The sequence below is a fragment of the Streptomyces doebereineriae genome, from assembly GCF_031845645.1.
GTDB lineage: Bacteria > Actinomycetota > Actinomycetes > Streptomycetales > Streptomycetaceae > Streptomyces > Streptomyces canus.
Genome location: NZ_JAVREZ010000017.1, coordinates 72,795 through 89,442 on the forward strand (window position 1 = coordinate 72,795; position 16,648 = coordinate 89,442).

The window sequence follows — 16,648 nt, forward strand, 5'->3', positions numbered from 1 at the left end:
GCCCTGAGCAGGAGCCTCGGCCGGCCGTGGAGCAAGGGGCGTCGGCAGCCCAGATCATGGCCTTCCTGAGTTCACCGAGTTGAGAGGAGCCGGTGCGTGGCTGAGGACATCAGGGTCCTGGTCGAGAGGCTGACCACTCGGGTCGGGATCCTGGAGGGCACGGAGAATTTCACTGCGCGGTTCAAGGAGCAGTTCGCGCAACAGTTCGCGAAGGATTCGAGTATTCCGGAAGGGTTCAAGAAGGCCGTACAAGGCGAGATAGCCGCCTGGAAAGAGCAGCAGGACGCCGCACAGAAGAAGCTACTGGACCCCAAATGGCATGCCGACAACATGCCGGTCACCGGCGCCAAGGCGGAGGGTGCCGGTCTGAAGGCCGACCTGTTCGGCGGGCAGTTCGAGTACGGCCTGATCAAGCATGAGAAGACGCTGTTCGACATCAATAAGATCCTGGAGAACCGCGAGCAGAGGGACAAGGACCGTGTCCTCGACAACCGGTTCGCCGAGCTGACCCGGGTCGACAGGAATCTCCGGCAGGCGATCAGCGCCACCCAGGAGCGCATCACCAGAACCGCCAGGGACGTCCGCCGCACCGCGCGCGCCGGTGACCAGCAACTGCGCCAGCAGATCACCACCCTGCGCACCAGCCTCAGGACCGCCAACCGGGTGGCCCACTCGGCGGAGCGCCGCAGCACGAGGATCGAGACCGCGGTCAACCGCCTCGTCCGAACCCAGCACACCGACGATCAACGGGTGCGCAGCCAGGTCACCGCTCTCAAGACCAGGATCAGCAGGATCAGTCAGGTCGCCAACGACGCGGACCAGCGCAGCAAGTCCCTACGGATCAAGGCCAACAATCTGGACCGGCAGGTCAGGGCAGGCCTGCAGCGGGTTCGTGAGCTGGAGGACAGCGCCCGGGGCGCGGGGCGCTCCATCCAGGGCCTGCGCAACGACCTCAACTCCCTCGAACAGACCCTGCGGCGATGACGACCCGCACGACAGCGACAGCGACGGAGCCAACCCACCATGCAGACGTCTCTCGTATCGGTCACCCGGGCGCTGAACCAGATGCGATCCGCGGCCACCAGCACCGGCGGTGCCGTCACGCGGATGCGGACCGCTGTCACCGGGGCCAGCAGTTCGGTCGACCGGCTCAAGAACGCGGCGACCCAGGCGAGCACCGCCACCGGTCGGCTGCGCACCGGCGCCGGTCAGGCGAGTGCCGGTCTCAACCAGGTGCGGACCGCCGCCACCAGGGCCGCGAGCGATGTGCAGCGGGCGGGGCGGAGTGCCGCGTCGGGTGGTGGGCTCTTCTCCCGGTTCAGCCAAGGGCTGCGTACCGCCACCACCGCCCAGCGCGGACTCAACACAGCCATGAAGGCCAACATCCTCGGCGCGATCCTCGCCCTCGTCATGCCGCTCATCACCAAGCTCATCGACATGGCGATGCAGTCGAAGACCGTGCAGGCCGTCATGCAGGCGGCGTTCAAGGTCATCGGGCAGGTGGTGGGGACGGTCATGAAAGGGGCGTCGGTCGCCATCAACTGGCTGATCGACGCCGGGAAGAATGTCGTGAACTGGCTGAAGGCCAACTGGCCGTTGCTCGTCGCCATTCTCACCGGGCCTGTCGGGATCGCCGTGCTCGCGATCGTCAAGCACTGGGACCGGATCAAGGAGGCGGTCGGGTCGGTGCGGGACTGGATCGTCGACAAGTGGAACGCCGTTGTTGACTTTCTGCGGGGGGTTCCCGGGAAGATCTGGGGCTTCTTCGCCGAACTGCCCGACAAACTCATGCACTTGGGCGGCGACCTCGTCATGGGGCTCATCAACGGCATCAAGAACTCGGCCTCGGCCCTTCTCAACACGGTGAAGAACTTCATCGTCAACACCATTCCCGGGCCCATTCGCAGCATCCTCGGGATCTCGTCCCCCTCCAAGGTGATGATGGGTTTCGGCGGGGATGTCGGTGAAGGGCTCGCCCTCGGTATGGAGGGTGCCGGAAACCGAGTGGCGGGAGCCGCCGGACGGCTTGCCACCGCGACCGCGCGCAGTGTGATCGGACCCGGTTACAGCCTCGCCGGGGTCGCCGGCGGGGCGTCGGCCCGGACCGGGGTCGCCGCGGCGAGCGGGCCCGTCACCGTCAACGTGCACCCCCGCCCCGGACAGTCCGAGTACGAGATCGGCCGGATCACCGCCCGCGAACTCGCCTGGGCGGCCAAACGATGACCGAACGGCAGCTCCAGCAACCGGTGTTCGAGGTGGACGGCTGGGCCGGGAACACCGTCGACGACGACGGCGTCGAGTGGTGGGTCACCAGCGAGCAGGGCTGGGCCGCCACCCCACCCGTCCGGCTCACCCTGACCGACCGCCCCGAGCGGCACGGTGCGTTCGACGCCCCCTCCTACCGGGGCCCTCGCGTGGTCACCCTGGAGGGCCTGGCCATCGCCCCCGAACGCGCCGTACGGGAAGCGGCCAAGGACCGGCTGGCCGCCGTACTCGCCGACGGCAGCACGCTGTCGCCGCTCGTCGTCACCGAACCGCACCGCGTCCGGCGGGCGTTGGTCCGCCTCACCGCCGAGACGAAGATCGTCGACCGCAAGTCCGGTGCCTTCGAGTTCTCCCTGACCATGACCGCGCCGGACCCGCTGCGGTACTCGTACGGCCTGAATGTCAGCACCTGCCCACTGCCCTCCTCCAGCGGCGGTGTCGCCTTCCCCCTCAGCTTTCCCCTGGACTTCGGCAGCGGCTCCTCCGGCGGCCGGCTGCTTCTCGAGAACAAGGGCACCGTCCCGACCTGGCCCGTCTGGCGGATCGTCGGGCCCTGCGTGCAGCCGGTGATCAGCAACACCGGAACCGGAGAGGAACTCGCCTTCGAACTCACCCTCCAGGACGGCGAGTTCCTGGTCGTCGACACCGACGCGCGCTCCGTCCTGCTCCAGGGCACCGCCTCCCGCCGTGCCGCGCTGCGGCCCGGCTCCGACTGGTTCCCGCTGCGGCCGGGCGCGACACCCGTGCTCTTCCGCGCCCGCGACTACGCACCGGCCGCCCGGCTGACCGCCGAATGGCGCGACGCCTGGCTCTGACCCGGCCCCTCCCAGCTCCTCAGACAGAAGGAACGCACCCGCATGGCTGACTTCGAGCGCGACTCCGGATGGCTCTCCGGCAGCGTCGTCGACGCCGAGGACGCCCGGCTGGCCACCGGCGTGCTCACCTCGGCAGCGGCCGATCCCGGCAACCCGATCGCGGCCCGCACCGGCATCAGACCCGGCCCCGGCAGCCCGGGCAACGTCGAGGCGACCTCCACGCCCTCGCGCAATGTGACGGTCCGTCCCTTCCAGGGCGTCATCCAGGGCACCCGTACGACCGCCGCGGGCGCGTATCTCATCACGCTCGCCCAGCAGAAGACCCTCGACGTGCTGACCGCGGCCCCGGCCGACTCGTCCAACCCACGCATCGCCCTCGTCGTGGCCCAGCAGACCGACCGGCAGTACGGCGACGAGAGCGACGGCATGCTCGTCCGGGTGGTGGCCGGGAAGGCCGCGGTGACGCCGGTCGCGCCCACGGTCACCGGCGACCACCTCCCGCTCGCCGCGATCACCGTCCGGGCGAACGCGGGCTCGATCACCAAGGACGACATCAAGGACCTGCGGGTCTCCACCGTCGCGGCGGGCGGGGTCCTGCCGCTCCAGGTCCACGAGTCGCTCCCGGCCGACGGCTACTCCGGACAGCGGCTGTACGACCTCGAGACCGGCCTCGACCTGGTCCGTGCCGACACCACCTGGCGTCCGGCGGTCACCGGCGCGGTCCAGTTCTTCGGCCCGGCCGACACGGGCTGGCCGCTGACCAGCGGCTCGGCGGGGGCCACCGGGTACACCTTCAACCAGGTGACCGTGCCGGCGGCGCCGTACCCCCGAATGCTCCTGGTCACCGGGCAGCTGACCGCGCAGACCTCGGGCGCCAACGAGCGCTGGGACCATGTGGTGCGCCTGCAGGACGGGACGCCGGTGTCCCTCGCCTGCTTCCACGGCGGCCCCACGGGGATCACCACCAGCGTCGCCCAGGGCCACCGGCTGCTGCCCGCGGCGACGCCGCTGGTGCTGACGCAGTACGTCGCCCGGGGCGGTGGGATGACGACCGGTACCGCCAGTGTGTTCTCACCCGCCGCGCACTACACCGGCCTGCGCGTGACGGCGTTCCCCGTCCCGTGACCCTGCGACCAGAAGAGGCACGCCCATGAGCACGCCCACCCCAGAACGCGACTCCGGCTGGATCTCCGGCGGGGTCGTCGACGCCGAGGACGCCCGGCTCGCCACGGGCGTGTTCGCCGCACCCGGGGCGAGCCCGGTCCAGGCCCGCAGCGGCATCCGGCCGGCCACCGGAGACCCCGGCCGGGTCCAGGCCACCGCCACCGTCTCCGGCAAGGTCACCGTCGCTCCCTTCCAGGGGGTGATCCAGGGGACCCGGGCCACCGCGACCGGCGCCTACCTCGTCACCCTCGACCAGCAGAAGACCCTCGACGTCCTCGGCACGAACCCCGCCGACACCGCCAACCCGCGCAACGACCTGGTCGTCGCCCGGCAGCGCGACACGCAGTACGGCGACGCCGTTACCGCCATGACCGTCGAACTCGTCAAGGGAACGGCCGCCGCCACCCCCACCGACCCCGCGGCGGCCGGCGACTTCATCCCGCTCGCCCGGATCAGGGTCCCGAAGAACGCCACGTCCATCGCCGCCGCCGACATCGACGACCTGCGCCCCTGGACCTCCGCGGCCGGCGGCATCCTGCGGGTCTGGGGCGAGAGCGGCCGCCCCACTTACCCCTACACCGGCATGTACGTCCACCGCTGGGACACCAACCACCTGGAGTGGTACGACAGTTCGGCGGGATGGCGGGCGGTGAACGACGACACCGGGTGGAACAACCTCACCCTCCTGCCCAACTGGGTGGTGTACAACGCCGAGACACCGGCGGTACGCCGGGTCGGTGCCACTGTCCATCTGCGGGGCGCTGTCCAGAGCACGGTCGCCCTGACGGCCAACGGCACCTCCCTCATCGCCGTTCCGGCCGGTTTCCGCCCGGCGGTGAGGCACCACTGGTACACGGTGATCGGTGGCACCACGCGAGGCCTCGAACTCATGCTCCGTCCGGACGGTGGCATCGCGTTGTATCCCCAGGACTCCCCGCTTCCGGCCAACCAGCTGATCTACCTCAACACCACCTGGCTGGTGGGCTAGTGACCCGCACCCCGACCCGTTACACCTACTACACCGCCGACTTCGCCACCGGCGCCATCACCGACGAACTCCCCCTGTACGACGCCACGTTCAGCACCGAGCTCAACGAATCCGGCGAGTTCCGCGCCCGGTTGCCCCTGGGCGACCCGCGGATCGGCGTCCACCGCCCCCGCGAACTCACCGAGCCCGGCCGCGCCGCCCTCTACGTCGAGCGGGACGGCGTGCTCGTCTGGGGCGGGGTGATCTGGACCGTCAAGTACACCTCCGCCGACCAGCACCTGGAGATCGGGGCGGCCGGTTTCCTGTCCTACTTCGACCACCGCCGGGTCCTGCCCGCCGACTTCGACCCGGCCGCCCCCGACCTGGCACTGGTCAACGTCCCCTTCACCGACCGCGACCAGTGCGACATCGCCCGCGACCTCGTCGCCATCGCCCAGGCGCACCCCGGCGGCGACATCCGGGTCCGCCCCGAGTCCACGGCCCGCTCGGGGATCACCCGCACCCTGGTCTACCCCGGCAGCGACCTCAAGAGCACCGGTGAGGCGCTGCGCGAACTGGCCAGCCTGGAGGACGGCCCCGACTTCCTGTTCGACATGGCGTACGGCAGCGACGGCCGTCCTGTGCGCAGACTCCGCGTCGGCACCCCGCACCTCGGCCAGCAGGGCACCCCGCATGTGTGGGAGTACGGCGCCAACCTCATCGGCTACACCTGGCCGGCCGACGGCGCCTCCACCGCGAACCGGGTCTTCGCCCTCGGAGAGCAGGGCGAGAGCAACCAGCTCGTCGCGGTCGCCGAGGACCCCGCCACCGGGCGCCCGCTCACCGAGACCGAGGTCTCCTACGTCCATCTCACCGACGCGGACCTTCTGCACTCCCAGGCCCGGTCGGCCCTCGCCGCCGTCTCCGCCCCCGTCGTCCTGCCCGAGCTGACCGTGCGCGCCGACCTGGAACCCGTACTCGGCTCCTATCAGGTCGGCGACGACGCCCTCGTCGTCATCAAGGACGTGTTCTTTCCCGAGGGCACCCGGTTCGGCGTGCGGATCACCGGGATCGAGGTCACCCCGGGCAATGACGCGGGCGAGGAGCAGGTCCAGCTGACCGTCACCCCCGCCACCAGCACCCCATGAACCGGAGGAGCACCCCGTGACCAGGATCAACCGCCCCGACACCCTCCTCACCGAGCTCCGCGACATCAAACGCCGCCTCCACGCCCTCGAGACCGCGCAGCGCGCGACGGCCGCCGGCGCCCAGCCGACCGCCGCGGCCGAGCATCTCACCGAGGAATCCACCGAGACCGGCACATCCGGGTCCGAATAGGCCGTTTCCGCAGGTGAGAGGCGATCCGATCGTCGTCGTACACACGTTCGGTTTTTGGTCTATGGTGGAGGTGAGGCGATAGGGAACTGATGCTCGACAGCGGGAGGTGCGGATGCCTGGCTTCACTCATCTGCACACCGTCTCCGGGTTCTCCCTGCGCTACGGCGCCTCGCACCCGGAGCGCCTCGCCGAGCGCGCCTCCGAGCGGGGGATGGACGCCCTCGCCCTCACCGACCGCGACACCCTCGCGGGTACGGTCCGGTTCGCCAAGGCCTGTGCGAAGGCGGGGGTGCGGCCGTTGTTCGGGGTGGGGCTGGCCGTGGAGGAGGCCGAACCCGTCCGGCAGGAGCGGCGCCGTGCTCCCGTGCGCGGAGGTGCCTTCGTCGACGAGTCGGCTCCCCGTGTCACCTTTCTCGCCCGGGACGGTGCCCGCGGCTGGGCCGACCTGTGCCGGCTCGTCACGGTGGCGCACTCGGACAAGGGGGAGCGGGGCACGCCGCTGCTGTCCCGCGCGGAGAACCGGGGGGACGGGCTGACCGTGCTGCTCGGGCCCGCCTCCGATGTCGGCCGGGCCCTCGCCGCCGGCCGTCCCGACCGGGCCGCCCGGCTGCTCGTTCCCTGGCGGGAGACCTACGGCGACGCTCTGCGGCTCGAAGCCGTCTGGCACGGGCGGAAGGGCACGGGACCGGGCTCCCTGCGGCTGGCCGCCCGTACGGTCGGCTTCGCCGCCGAGCAGCGGATCCGCCCCGTGCTCAGCAATGCCGTACGGTACGCCGACGCCGGCCTGGGCCCGGTCGCCGACGTCCTGGACTCCGCCCGCCGCCTTGTCCCCGTCGGCGCCGTCAAGGAACTGGACTCCGGCGAGGCCTGGCTCAAGGACGCGGGTGCCATGCTGGCGGCCGCCGAACGGATCGTCGAGGCCGCGGGTTTCCGCCGCGACACCGCCCACCGGCTGCTGGAGCAGACACAGGCCACGGCCGCCGAGTGCCTGGTCGACCCCGAGGACGACCTCGGGATCGGCACCGTCCACTTCCCCGAGCCGCACCTCGTCGGCGCGGGCCGCCGCACCGCCCAGCGGGCACTGGCCTCGCGGGCGGCGGCCGGGATGGTGCTGAAGGGGTACGCGGGCAAGCCCGCGTACTGGGAGCGGATGCACGAGGAACTGGACATCATCGCCCACCACGGCTTCGCCTCCTACTTCCTGACGGTCGCTCAAGTGGTCGATGACGTACGGGACATGGGTATCCGGGTCGCCGCACGTGGCTCCGGCGCCGGTTCCCTGGTCAATCACCTTCTCGGGATCGCCCACGCCGATCCCGTCGAGCACGGTCTGCTGATGGAGCGGTTCCTGTCCACGCGGCGGCTCGTTCTGCCCGACATCGACATCGATGTGGAGTCCGCGCGCCGCCTCGAGGTCTACCGGGCGATCATCGGGCGGTTCGGGACCGAGCGGGTCGCCACCGTCGCGATGCCGGAGACGTACCGGGTGCGGCACGCGATCAGGGACGTGGGGGCGGCCCTGTCCATGGACCCCGCCGACATCGACCGCATCGCCAAGTCCTTCCCGCACATCCGGGCGCGTGACGCCCGCGCGGCCCTGGAGGAACTGCCCGAACTCAAGGCGCTGGCAGAAGAGAAGCAGCGTCACGGCAGGTTGTGGGAGCTGGTCGAGGCCCTCGACGCTCTTCCGCGGGGGATCGCCATGCATCCGTGCGGGGTGCTGCTCTCCGACGCGACCCTGCTCCGCCGTACGCCGGTCATGCCGACCAGCGGCGAGGGATTTCCCATGTCGCAGTTCGACAAGGAGGACGTCGAGGATCTCGGGCTGCTCAAGCTCGATGTGCTGGGCGTGCGGATGCAGTCGGCGATGGCGCACGCGGTCGCGGAGGTGGAGCGGGCGACGGGGGAGCGGGTCGACCTGGACGCCGTACCGCCGGGTGACCCGGCGACGTACCAACTCATCCGGTCCACCGAGACGTTGGGCTGCTTCCAGATCGAGTCGCCGGGGCAGCGGGACCTGGTCGGGCGGTTGCAGCCGGCCACCTTCCACGATCTCGTCGTCGACATCTCGCTCTTCCGGCCCGGTCCGGTCGCCGCCGACATGGTGCGGCCGTTCATCGAGGCACGGCACGGGCGGGCACCCGTCCGGTATCCGCACCGGGATCTGGAGCGGCCGCTGGAGGAGACGTACGGGGTCGTCGTCTTCCACGAGCAGATCATCGACATCGTCGACATCATGACCGGGTGCGGGCGCGGCGAGGCGGACCGGGTGCGGCGCGGGCTGTCCGACCCGGAGTCGCAGGGGCGGATCCGGTTCTGGTTCGCGCAGCACGCGGCGGCGAACGGATACAGCGCGGAAACGATTCAGCGGACCTGGGAGATCGTCGAGGCCTTCGGGTCGTACGGCTTCTGCAAGGCGCACGCGGTCGCCTTCGCCGTACCGACGTACCAGTCGGCGTGGCTGAAGGCGCACCACCCGGCGGCCTTCTACGCCGGGCTGCTCACGCACGACCCCGGGATGTATCCGAAGCGGCTGCTGCTGGCGGACGCGCGGCGGCGCGGGGTGCCGATCCTGTCGTTGGACGTGAACGAGTCGGGGGTCGCCCATCGGATCGAACTGGTGTCTGAATCCCCTGCCGTGTGGGGACTGCGACTGGCGCTCTCCGACGTGCACGGCATCAGCGAGGCCGAGGCGGCACGGATCGCCGAGGGGCAGCCGTACGCCTCACTGCTGGACTTCTGGGAGCGGGCGCATCCGAGTCGTCCGGTGGCTCAACGGCTGGCACAAGTAGGGGCGTTGGACGCTTTCGGCGCCAACCGGCGGGATCTGCAACTGCACCTGACCGAGCTGCACCGGGGCGCACGCGGCGGCCGTGGGGCCCAACTCCCCTTGTCCGGCGGGCGGAAGACGGCCTCGGCCGGGCTGCCGGATCTCTCCTCCACGGAGAAGCTCAGCGCCGAGCTGGGGGTGCTGTCGATGGACGTCTCGCGCAATCTGATGGACGACCACCAGGAGTTCCTGACGGAGTTGGGCGTGGTCAGCGCGCGACGGCTGCGGGAGGCGCGGCACGGTGAGGCCGTGCTGGTCGCGGGGGCCAAGGCGGCTACCCAGACACCGCCGATCCGGTCCGGCAAGCGGGTCATCTTCAGCACCCTGGACGACGGCACCGGCCTGGTCGACCTCGCCTTCTTCGACGACTCCCACGACGCCTGCGCACACACCGTCTTCCACTCCTGGCTGCTGCTGGTGCGCGGGGTGGTGCAGCGGCGCGGCCCGCGCAGCCTCAGCGTGGTGGGCGCGGCCGCCTGGAACCTCGCCGAACTGGTCGAACTGCGGGACGGCGAAGGCCTCGACGCGGTGGCGGCACGGCTGGCGGAGCCGGTTCCGGTCAGGGCCGGAGACGCGGCCGGGGATCCGACCGGCGGCAGGCGAATCCAAATGCCGACGGGATACGAACTGCATCCATGGGCCGATCTGCGACCGGCGGGTCAAGAGCCTTCACAGATACGGAAGTTGTGGCACCAGAGCCCGGGGAGTGCGGGATGACCATCCTCTGTGTACGTTTCCAGCTGCCGCCGACGCGGGAGGCGGCCCTGCCCGAACTGCTCGGCCTCCTCGAGGAGTTCACGCCGGTCGTCGAAGCGCTGCCGCCGGACCGGGCACTGGCCGATCTGCGGGGCGCCGAACGGTACTTCAAGCGGGACGCCGTCGAACTGGCCTCGGTGATCAGGGTCCGCGCCCTCGCTCTGCACGGCGTCGACTGCGCGATCGGCGCCGGGCCCGGGCCGATGCTGGCCCGCATGGCGCTGAAGGACGCCCGGCCCGGGGTGACCTGTGCGGTCCCCGGGGACGCGGTGGCGGACTTCCTCGCCGGCCGGCCCGTCGCCACGCTCCCCGGTGTCGGCGGTGCCACCGCCCGCGTCCTGTGCGGGTACGGCCTCGACACCCTGGGCCGGGTCGCCGCCGCACCCCTGTCCACGCTCCAGCGCCTGGTCGGCGCCAAGGTCGGCCGCGAACTGCACGAGAAGGCGAACGGCGTGGACCGCGGCCGGGTGGTCCCGAACGGCGTCTCTCGCTCCCTGGCCACCGAACGCCCCTTCACCCGCGACGAGTTGGACCCCGACCGGCACCGCCGCGCCCTGCTCTCCGCCGCCGAGGAACTGGGTTCCCGGCTGCGCGCCCTCGACAAGGTCTGCCGCACCCTGACCCTCACCGTGCGCTACGCCGACCGCACCGCGACCACCCGCAGCCGTACCCTCGGTGAACCCACCGCCCATTCGGTGGCCCTGACCAGGGCGGCGTACGGCATGTACGAGGCGCTCGGTCTCCAGCGTGCCCGGGTCCGCTCCGTCTCCCTGCGCGCCGAGGGGCTCGACCCCGCCGAACAGGCCTCCCACCAGCTCACCTTCGACCCCACCGACGACAAGCTCCGCCGCATCGAGGAGGCCGCGGACCGGGCCCGGGCCCGGTTCGGACCGCTCGCGGTGCTGCCGGGGTCGCTGGCGGCGTAGGGCTCAGTTGGCCCACGGCGGAGTGATACGGGTGCCGTCGGCCAGTTCCGCCTCCAGGCCGATGGAGGTGGTGACCCAGGTGAGGGCGGTGTGATCGGTGGGGTTCTCGACGGCGAAGGTCGCGCCGGGGTTGACGATCACCGTGTCGCCCGCGGTGATCCGATGGGTGGTGTCGTCGAGAGTGATCAGGAGTTCGCCGATGAGCAGATGGAAGATCTCCTCGCGGTTGACGGTGTGAACCGGAGCCTTCGTCCCCGCGGGGATCTCGCCGCGCCAGGCGCAGAGCTCCTTGGCGCCGCTGAGGGGAGTGGCGTACGAGACGAAACGGGCGCCGTGGATCTCGTGGGTGACGGCATCGGACGAGCGGACTACGGGCATGCGGGACCTCCGGGTCCGTAGATGGTCAAGCAGATTGACTATATGAGCTCCATGGTCAAGCTGCTTGACCAATTCGTCAAGGGTTTGGAGCTGCTGCCGCTGGGGTGCGTTCGTGCCTCGGTGATGGTGTCGGTTTCAGCGAGGAACTGGCGTTCCCTCATCGAATGCGTGACCTTCACGGGTGGTGCTCGTTTCCCATGGCGACGGGATCGTCGGGTGGGGCCGGGCGGACCCGCCTCAAGCAGCTGACGCCCGGCGATGAGAAGGTGTTGCGCCAGGTCGGCGGACATCTGGGGTCGCTGGCCTCGAAGGATCTCAAGGCGCGCTGCCGGGACGGCCTGGAGCATTCCGGTCAGGCGTGGGCGGTGCGTAAGCGGGAGTTGACGCCGCTCTCGTCGTCGCGGTGGGCGGGCAGTATCACCAAGGCCTCGCACGACCAGTGGGCGCTGGCCCGGCGTGGTCAGTCGGCGCACATCCAGAACCTGGAAGCGGGCATCCGCACGATCGAGGACCGGCTGTCCCAGCCGATCGGCCACAAGGGGCCCAATGGGGCGCCGGGGGGTTACCGGTCGCGGCGGGAGTGGCATGCGAAGTCCCGGCGGCTGCGGGTGCTTCAGGACCGGCTGGCTGCCGCGCGGGCCGACCGCGAGGCCGGCATCGTGCACGTCGTGCGGGGTGGCAAGCGTCTGGCCCGCGCCCGGCACCACCTGGAGGCGGCCGGGCTGACCGAGGGCGCATGGCGCGAGCGTTGGGAGGCGGAGCGCTGGTTCTGCCAGGCGGACGGTGAGTCGGGCAAGCGGTATGGCAACGAGACGATCCGCGTCAGCCCCGATGGTGAGGTGAGTATCAAGCTGCCCGCGCCGCTCACCCATCTGGCGAACGCCCCGCACGGACGGTATGTCCTGGCCTGCCGGGTCACGTTCGCGCACCGGGGCACCGAGTGGGCCGACCGCGTCGCGGCCAACCGGGCACTCGCCTACCGCATGCACTACGACGCCGGCCGGGACCGCTGGTACCTGACCGCCTTCTGGCAGCTCCCGCTCACCCCCGCTCTCTCGATCGAGGCCGCGCTCGCGCACGGTGTGATCGGCGTCGACATGAATGCGGATCATCTGGCCGCCTGGCGCCTCGACGTCCACGGCAACCCGACCGGCGCCCCGCGCCGCTTCTTCTACGATCTGACCGGCAGCGCGCCCCATCGGGACGCCCAGGTCCGCCACGCCCTGACCGGCTTGCTTTACTGGGCCCGCGCTTGTGGTGTGCAGGCGATCGCGGTGGAGGACCTGGACTTCGCCGCCGAGAAGACCCGGGAGAAGCACGGCCGCAAGAGGCGGTTCCGTCAGCTGATCTCCGGCTTGCCCACCGGTAAGCTCCGCGCCCGGCTGGCGTCGATGGCCGACCAGACGGGCATCGTGGTCATCGCCGTCGACCCGGCCTACACCTCGAAGTGGGGCGCCCAGCACTGGCAGAAGCCCCTCACCACGACGAACCGTAAGACCACTCGCCATGATGCTGCTGCCGTGGTGATCGGAAGGCGCGCCCAGGGACACCCGATCCGGCGACGGACGGCACCGCCCCCTGCTCACCGGAGTGATGAGCAGGGGCATCGGACCGTCCAGGCCGGACCGGGCGTTCCCGGGCGTGAGGGAACCCGCCCCCGCATCCCCGGACCACGGACACGATCCGTGCCGCCCGGACGCGGAGCGTACGCGGGCAACCAGAACGCCCAACACCGTTCGGGGCGTTCGGCTGAGCACGAGACCTGGCAACAGGACTCACTCCCGCTCAGTCCCTAGGAGCGGTGTTTCAATGCCTGAGTGCAGAACTCCGAAGCCCTCGCCCTGGCCGCCGCCCTGCTCGCCGCCGCCGGTGACCTGACCCAGCGCATCAATGACGGGGTCGTGGCCCGGGGGTTCGAGGCGCGGCCCGCCTGGGGCTTCGCTTTCACGCGGCTCGCGCCGGACGGGGCCACGGTTACGGAGCTGGCCGGCCATCTCGGCGTGACCAAGCAGGCCGCGAGCCAGTTGGTCGAGGAGATCGTGCGCAAGGGGTACGCCGAGCGGCGGCCGCATCCCGTGGACGCGCGGGCCCGGCTCGTCGTGCTGACCGAGCGGGGATGGGCCTGCACGCGTGCGGCGGAGGAGGCCGCCGCGGAGGCCGTGCGGTCGTGGATCGATGTGCTCGGTGAGAGTGATGTGCGCGCGTTGTGCGACCGATTGGGGCGCATTGCTCCCCATGGTCCCATCAGGCCCGCCTGGTGATGGTTCATCAGTAGATGCATCCGGCGCGGTTAACACTGCAAGTTTTTACTGACGCGTAACTTCACAAGTGCACTACTCGTCCGTAACTTTCGAATTGAACAGCATCCTCGTGATCCGGATCACAGGGCGTAAGGCCATCGCAACTCCCTTGAGCCGCAAGGAGATCACACGATGCTGCCCTGGAAACGAGCCCTCAGACCCCTGGCCGCCCTGCTCCTGACCGCCGCGGTCGCCCTCGTCCCCGCCGCCGGAGTCGCCCAAGCCGCCCAGGCTCCCAGCCGCGGCTGGAACGATTACACGTGCAAGCCCTCCGCCGCGCACCCCCGCCCCGTCGTTCTCGTCCACGGCACCTTCGCCAACTCCGTGGACAACTGGCTGGCCCTCGCCCCCTACCTGGAGAACCGCGACTACTGCGTCTTCTCCTTCGACTACGGCCAACTGTCCGGAGTCCCCCTCTTCCACGGCCTCGGTCCCATCGACAAGTCGGCGGAGCAGCTGAAGACCTTCGTCGACAAGGTGCTCGCCGCCACCGGCGCCCCCGAGACCGACCTCGTCGGTCACTCGCAGGGCGGCCTGATGCCCCGCTACTACCTCAAGTTCCTCGGCGGAGCCGCCAAGGTGAACGCCCTCGTCGGGATCGCCCCCGACAACCACGGGACCACCCTGTCGGGCCTGACCAGCCTGCTGCCGTACTTCCCGGGTATCCAGGACCTGCTCACCACCAACACCCCGGCCCTCGCCGACCAGGTCGTCGGCTCCCCCTTCCTCACCAAACTCAACGAAGGCGGCGACACCGTCCCCGGCGTCAAGTACACCGTCCTCGCCACCAAGTACGACGAGGTCGTCACGCCGTACCGGAGTCAGTTCCTCAGCGGATCCGGCGTCCACAACGTCCTGCTGCAGGACCTGTGCGCGCTCGATCTCTCCGAGCACGTGGCCATCGGGCTGTTCGACCGGATCGCCTTCCACGAGGTGGCCAACGCCCTCGACCCCGTCCACGCCACCCCCACCACCTGCGCGTCGGCGTTCAGTTGACCGACGCCGGGGCCTGTCCGGCCTGAGCCGCCGGTCAGGCCCCGGAGATCGTTCGGTCAACGGCCGTGCCGTGCACCGCCGTTCGCCGCGCGCCGCCGCACCGAACCGAACAGGATCGCCGCGCCGGCCGCGAGCGTGGCAGCACCGCCCATCGCGAGATACGACGTGCTGCTGTCCCCACCCGTCTCGGCGAGGTTCTGCGAAGTGCCCGCCGCCTTCACGTCGTTGGCCGGAACGCTCGCCGTTTCGGCCACCGGCTCCGCCGACGTACTCGCGTCGTCGTCACCGTGCCCGTCGTGCTCCACCGTCGACTTGCCGGTGCCGTCCTCGATCTGCTCCTCGGAGGGAGCGGAGGCGCTCGGGGCCGGGGTCGGACTGCTCGCCGTGCCACCGGAGTCGCCGCCGAAGGTCACGTCCGAGCAGGAGTAGAACGCCTCCGGACTGTCCGAGCGCTGCCAGACCGCATACAGGAGCTGCTTCCCGGAGCGCTCCGGGAGCGTGCCGGAGAACGTGTAGAAGCCGCCCGAGGCGACCGGGTCGGTGGCCGTCGCGACCGGGTTCGACAGGTCCAGGTCGTCCCAGCCCAGCGGCTGCGCCGGGTCGTAGCCCGACTTGGTGAGGTACACCGTGAAGGTGCCCTTGTGCGGAGCGGTCACGCGGTACTTGAAGGTGTACGACCCACTGCTCACGCTCGTCGCCGGCCAGTCGGCGCGGGCCAGGTCGAGCCCCTTGAACTCGTCGTTGTTCGCGCTGCACAGCCGGCCGTCCGGGATCCGCTCCTGGTGGCGTCCGTTCGCGTCGCCGATGCGGATGCCGTTCCAGTCGTAGAGCGCCTGCGTGCCGCCCGCCGCCACCGCCGCCCTGCACGCGTCCGACGTCGGGCTCTCGGGGCCCTCCGCGTAGCACTGCGAGACCCGGCTGACCGGGTCGCCCATCGAGCCGTGTGCGGACGCGGGCCCGGCGGCCAGTGTGGTCAGGGCGAGCGGGGTCAGGCCGACGGCGACGACGGCTGCGGCCTTGCGGCGTGCGGGCATGGGGGATCTCCTCGGAACCGGTACTGATGGGTGCCGGATCAAAGAAACCGTGAAATCCCCAGCTTGTGACGTGCGGTGGCGATCTTTATGGCCCTCTTAAGGGAGTGCTGAGGCGGAGATCAGACAGTTACCGTGCGCGCATGACGAACGACGAGATCCGACCTGCCGAGGCGGCCGACGTGCCGACTGTGAAGGCCCTGACCGACGCGGCGTACGAGCACTACATCGAGCGCATCGGACGCGTACCGCAGCCCATGGAGCGGGACCACGCGGCGAACGTGGCCGCGGGGCAGGTGTTCGTCACCGGCGACCCGGTGGTCGGACTCGTGGTGGTCGAGGAGCACCCCGACCACCTCTACCTCGACAACATCGCCGTCCGCCCCGACGCCCAGGGGCAGGGCGTGGGTGGACGGCTGCTGCGGTTCGTCGAGGCACACGCGCGTGCGCTGGGGCTGCCCGAGGTCAGGCTCTACACGAACGCGATGATGTGGGAGAACCAGGAGATCTATCCGAAGTTCGGTTATGAGGTCGTGGAACGGCGAGTGGACGGGCCATACGACCGCGTCCACTACCGCAAGCGACTGGTCTGATACGGGGCGCGCCTGCCGCCGTCAGCCGTCGGGCCACCAGGTCCGCGCGATGTCCTTGCGGACCTCGGGTCGTCCCGCGGGGCGCTCGTCGGCCTCCTCGGGGAGTCGCCGGGCATCCGTCCTCTTCAGGGGCTTCTGCACGGTGGTACGGCGCATGGCTGCCTCCTTCAGTGCCTACCGAGTTCCGCGTTCTCACGGAGGTAGACCCTTTTGTGGAGAGTTCCTCATCGGTTACCGGTCTGTCAGTGGCGGCTGTCACGATTCGAGTGTCAGTGGCGGGTGTCACTCT

General features: G+C 70.5%; 15 protein-coding genes and 1 pseudogene. 13 read left to right on the top strand and 3 right to left on the bottom strand.

Annotated features, from left to right (window positions below; translation table 11 throughout):
* Positions 1-96 precede the first annotated feature (96 nt).
* The 9 genes from RNB18_RS37425 to RNB18_RS37465 all read left to right on the top strand — a co-directional run bounded on the left by RNB18_RS37425 (position 97) and on the right by RNB18_RS37465 (position 11,061).
* A complete protein-coding gene (locus RNB18_RS37425; RefSeq protein WP_311718543.1) occupies positions 97-984 on the top strand; it encodes a GumC domain-containing protein in 888 nt (295 codons plus the stop codon).
* A gap of 39 nt (positions 985-1,023) precedes the next feature.
* Complete coding sequence (locus RNB18_RS37430) at positions 1,024-2,223, top strand: hypothetical protein (protein ID WP_311718544.1); 1,200 nt, start codon at positions 1,024-1,026, stop codon at positions 2,221-2,223.
* Entirely contained in the window at positions 2,220-3,080 is an 861-nt protein-coding gene (locus RNB18_RS37435) for a phage distal tail protein (RefSeq protein WP_311718545.1), read from the top strand. The genes RNB18_RS37430 and RNB18_RS37435 overlap by 4 nt, the downstream gene beginning before the upstream one ends.
* Positions 3,081-3,122: 42 nt before the next feature.
* Positions 3,123-4,205: a hypothetical protein gene (locus RNB18_RS37440; RefSeq protein ID WP_311718546.1), complete on the top strand. Its 1,083-nt coding sequence runs from the start codon at positions 3,123-3,125 to the stop codon at positions 4,203-4,205.
* A 25-nt stretch (positions 4,206-4,230) separates the two neighbouring features.
* Positions 4,231-5,232, top strand: a complete 1,002-nt coding sequence (locus RNB18_RS37445) for a hypothetical protein (RefSeq protein ID WP_311718547.1) — start codon at positions 4,231-4,233, stop codon at positions 5,230-5,232.
* A complete protein-coding gene (locus RNB18_RS37450) occupies positions 5,232-6,359 on the top strand; it encodes a hypothetical protein (protein ID WP_311718548.1) in 1,128 nt (375 codons plus the stop codon). Before RNB18_RS37445 ends, RNB18_RS37450 begins: the two co-directional genes overlap by 1 nt.
* Before the next feature lie 16 nt (positions 6,360-6,375).
* Positions 6,376-6,549, top strand: coding sequence for a hypothetical protein (locus RNB18_RS37455; RefSeq protein WP_311718549.1), 174 nt, complete (start codon positions 6,376-6,378; stop codon positions 6,547-6,549).
* Positions 6,550-6,661: 112 nt separating this feature from the next.
* A complete protein-coding gene (locus RNB18_RS37460) occupies positions 6,662-10,096 on the top strand; it encodes a DNA polymerase III subunit alpha (protein ID WP_311718550.1) in 3,435 nt (1,144 codons plus the stop codon).
* Positions 10,093-11,061, top strand: coding sequence for a DNA polymerase Y family protein (locus RNB18_RS37465; protein ID WP_311718551.1), 969 nt, complete (start codon positions 10,093-10,095; stop codon positions 11,059-11,061). The genes RNB18_RS37460 and RNB18_RS37465 overlap by 4 nt, the downstream gene beginning before the upstream one ends.
* Positions 11,062-11,064: 3 nt before the next feature.
* On the opposite strand, the gene RNB18_RS37470 is transcribed toward RNB18_RS37465, so the two are convergent.
* Positions 11,065-11,439, bottom strand: a complete 375-nt coding sequence (locus RNB18_RS37470) for a cupin domain-containing protein (RefSeq protein WP_311718553.1) — start codon at positions 11,437-11,439, stop codon at positions 11,065-11,067.
* A gap of 164 nt (positions 11,440-11,603) precedes the next feature.
* On the opposite strand from RNB18_RS37470, the pseudogene RNB18_RS37475 reads away from it, so the two are divergent.
* The 3 genes and pseudogenes from RNB18_RS37475 to RNB18_RS37485 all read left to right on the top strand — a co-directional run bounded on the left by RNB18_RS37475 (position 11,604) and on the right by RNB18_RS37485 (position 14,735).
* Positions 11,604-13,235: pseudogene (locus RNB18_RS37475) on the top strand (IS200/IS605 family accessory protein TnpB-related protein).
* A gap of 21 nt (positions 13,236-13,256) precedes the next feature.
* A complete protein-coding gene (locus RNB18_RS37480; protein WP_311718554.1) occupies positions 13,257-13,700 on the top strand; it encodes a MarR family winged helix-turn-helix transcriptional regulator in 444 nt (147 codons plus the stop codon).
* 171 nt (positions 13,701-13,871) lie between these two features.
* Entirely contained in the window at positions 13,872-14,735 is an 864-nt protein-coding gene (locus RNB18_RS37485; protein WP_311718555.1) for an esterase/lipase family protein, read from the top strand.
* Positions 14,736-14,791: 56 nt separating this feature from the next.
* Here RNB18_RS37485 and RNB18_RS37490 read toward each other — a convergent pair whose 3' ends face one another.
* The gene (locus RNB18_RS37490; protein WP_311718556.1) at positions 14,792-15,769 is read right to left on the bottom strand and encodes a lytic polysaccharide monooxygenase auxiliary activity family 9 protein; all 978 of its coding nucleotides are present in this window, start codon (positions 15,767-15,769) and stop codon (positions 14,792-14,794) included.
* A 140-nt stretch (positions 15,770-15,909) separates the two neighbouring features.
* Between RNB18_RS37490 and RNB18_RS37495 the strand changes: the two genes are divergently transcribed.
* The gene (locus tag RNB18_RS37495; protein ID WP_311718557.1) at positions 15,910-16,359 is read left to right on the top strand and encodes a GNAT family N-acetyltransferase; all 450 of its coding nucleotides are present in this window, start codon (positions 15,910-15,912) and stop codon (positions 16,357-16,359) included.
* A 21-nt stretch (positions 16,360-16,380) separates the two neighbouring features.
* Here RNB18_RS37495 and RNB18_RS37500 read toward each other — a convergent pair whose 3' ends face one another.
* Positions 16,381-16,515 carry a hypothetical protein gene (locus RNB18_RS37500; RefSeq protein WP_020117828.1) on the bottom strand — a complete coding sequence of 45 codons (135 nt, stop codon included), beginning with the start codon at positions 16,513-16,515 and terminating at the stop codon, positions 16,381-16,383.
* Positions 16,516-16,648: the final 133 nt, after the last annotated feature.

What these genes read in the sequence shown, in the direction of transcription:
- RNB18_RS37490 (WP_311718556.1), bottom strand. Translation starts at nt 15,769, where the DNA reads ATGCCCGCACGCCGCAAGGCCGCAGCCGTCGTCGCCGTCGGCCTGACC.
- RNB18_RS37485 (WP_311718555.1), top strand. Translation starts at nt 13,872, where the DNA reads ATGCTGCCCTGGAAACGAGCCCTCAGACCCCTGGCCGCCCTGCTCCTG.
- RNB18_RS37445 (WP_311718547.1), top strand. Translation starts at nt 4,231, where the DNA reads ATGAGCACGCCCACCCCAGAACGCGACTCCGGCTGGATCTCCGGCGGG.
- RNB18_RS37470 (WP_311718553.1), bottom strand. Translation starts at nt 11,439, where the DNA reads ATGCCCGTAGTCCGCTCGTCCGATGCCGTCACCCACGAGATCCACGGC.
- RNB18_RS37495 (WP_311718557.1), top strand. Translation starts at nt 15,910, where the DNA reads ATGACGAACGACGAGATCCGACCTGCCGAGGCGGCCGACGTGCCGACT.
- RNB18_RS37500 (WP_020117828.1), bottom strand. Translation starts at nt 16,515, where the DNA reads ATGCGCCGTACCACCGTGCAGAAGCCCCTGAAGAGGACGGATGCCCGG.
- RNB18_RS37460 (WP_311718550.1), top strand. Translation starts at nt 6,662, where the DNA reads ATGCCTGGCTTCACTCATCTGCACACCGTCTCCGGGTTCTCCCTGCGC.
- RNB18_RS37465 (WP_311718551.1), top strand. Translation starts at nt 10,093, where the DNA reads ATGACCATCCTCTGTGTACGTTTCCAGCTGCCGCCGACGCGGGAGGCG.
- RNB18_RS37440 (WP_311718546.1), top strand. Translation starts at nt 3,123, where the DNA reads ATGGCTGACTTCGAGCGCGACTCCGGATGGCTCTCCGGCAGCGTCGTC.
- RNB18_RS37435 (WP_311718545.1), top strand. Translation starts at nt 2,220, where the DNA reads ATGACCGAACGGCAGCTCCAGCAACCGGTGTTCGAGGTGGACGGCTGG.
- RNB18_RS37430 (WP_311718544.1), top strand. Translation starts at nt 1,024, where the DNA reads ATGCAGACGTCTCTCGTATCGGTCACCCGGGCGCTGAACCAGATGCGA.